The sequence below is a fragment of the Pseudescherichia vulneris genome (genome assembly GCF_902164725.1).
GTDB classification, from domain to species: Bacteria; Pseudomonadota; Gammaproteobacteria; order Enterobacterales; family Enterobacteriaceae; genus Pseudescherichia; species Pseudescherichia vulneris.
This window is the reverse complement of sequence record NZ_LR607338.1, coordinates 689,208-691,014: the sequence shown is the minus strand read 5'-3', so window position 1 is coordinate 691,014 and position 1,807 is coordinate 689,208. Positions and strand designations below refer to the sequence as shown.

The 1,807-nt window shown below is 56.7% G+C and carries 2 protein-coding genes; one reads left to right on the top strand and one right to left on the bottom strand.

Going from position 1 to position 1,807, the window contains the following annotated elements; translation table 11 throughout:
* Window positions 1-137 precede the first annotated feature (137 nt).
* Window positions 138-1,523 carry an FAD-binding oxidoreductase gene (locus tag FN633_RS02810; protein WP_154056654.1) on the top strand — a complete coding sequence of 462 codons (1,386 nt, stop codon included), beginning with the start codon at window positions 138-140 and terminating at the stop codon, window positions 1,521-1,523.
* Between the two features lie 2 nt (window positions 1,524-1,525).
* Here FN633_RS02810 and FN633_RS02805 read toward each other — a convergent pair.
* On the bottom strand, window positions 1,526-1,807 hold a 282-nt coding region (locus FN633_RS02805; RefSeq protein ID WP_154058804.1), incomplete at its 5' end, for a tRNA synthetase subunit beta.

Here is a 1,807-nt window from a genome sequence, read left to right as displayed (position 1 = left end):
ATAGATGTCTCTTTGCGATGTGCCGAAGCTGATTATGACCAGCTTAACAAACTCCTCAATAACTCCCCTGCAAACTCTCCTGGTCGTGGGAAGAACCCACCATAATTGGTAGGTATATCTACATCCAGGAGAGAATCATGAATGAGTTACCAAGGCACAATATCGACGAGTTCAAAACGCACTTCCAGGGGAAAGTGATCCTTCCTGACGAGGAGGAGTACGACGAGGTGCGCCAGATCTGGAACGCTATGATCGACCGCAGACCTGCGCTGATTGCTCGTTGCACGTCGGCGGAGGATGTCGTCCAGGCCATCGAATTTGGCCGCAAGCAAAATCTTCTCATCTCTATACGCGGGGGCGGTCACAACATTGCAGGTAATGCGGTGTGCGACGACGGTCTGATGATCGACCTCGCGCTGATGAAGGAAGTGGTGGTGGATCTAAACACCCAAAGGGCCAGCGTCGAGCCCGGCTGCACGCTGAACGATTTTGATGAGGCAGCGCAGGTTCACGGTCTTGCCACGCCTTTGGGCATCAATTCGACCACGGGCGTGGCGGGGCTGACGCTTGGCGGTGGCTTCGGTTGGCTGAGTCGGAAATACGGCATGACCATAGACAATCTGCTCTCTGTAGAGGTCGTTACGGCGGATGGCCGCCAGCTGCATGCGAGCGAAACGGAAAATGCGGATCTCTTTTGGGGATTGCGGGGCGGGGGTGGCAACTTCGGGGTGGTGACGCGCTTCGAATTTCAGCTTCATCCCGTCGGACCGGACGTATTGAGCGGACTTATTGTCTTTCCCTTTGCTGAGGCAAAACAGGTTATCACCCAGTTCGCCCGCTTCACCGAGACAATGCCGGATGAACTCAATGTCTGGTTGGTCACGCGCAAAGCCCCTCCGCTGCCTTTTCTGCCTGAGGACGTTCACGGCAAAGAGATGGTCGCGCTCGCCCTGTGCTATGCGGGCGATCCTCACGAAGGCGAGAAACTGATCGTGCCGTTGCGCGGGTTCGGCACGGTGCTCGGCGAGCACATCGGCGTACAGCCCTACGTCAACTGGCAGCAGGCATTCGATCCGCTGCTGGCAAAAGGTGCGCGCAACTACTGGAAATCGCATAACTTCTCGCAGCTCAGCGACGGGGTTATTGATGCCATTATTGAGTTTGTAGCCAAACTGCCGTCGCCGCAGTGTGAAATATTCATCGGGACGATTGGCGGCCAGACAGGCAGCGTAGCGCCCGAGGCAATGGCCTACTCAAACCGCGATGCCAACTACGTGATGAATGTGCATGGGCGTTGGGAGTCAGCCACCGAGGATGAGCGCTGCATCGCCTGGGCGCGTGAGTTCTTCGTTAAATCACAACCCTTTGCCAGCAGCGGGGCATACATTAACTTCCTTACCCATGATGAGACCGACCGCATCGCCTTCGCCTACGGTGCGACTTGGGATCGACTCGTAGAGCTGAAGAATAAGTACGATGCAACGAACCTGTTCCGGATGAACCAGAACATCAAGCCGGAATAGGATTAGATACTCACTAGCGTGGTCTCAAACGACAAACCAGGCATCATCTGCGTCAGGCCGTCGGTAAGCATCTTGCCGGCGGCGTGCAGTGCATCAAGGGGCATCTCCGGCAGGCTTTCCAGAATAAACCACATCTCTTGATCGGATGCGCTCAGGCGGGTGCGCACGCCCTGACGCCAGTTCCAGCGGCGACAGGTCACACCGATGTCGTCACGCCAGATTACTTCCCCCGGCTCCGGCGACTCGACGGCGGGCAGGCCCTCCTTGATGGTATCGAACGCTTC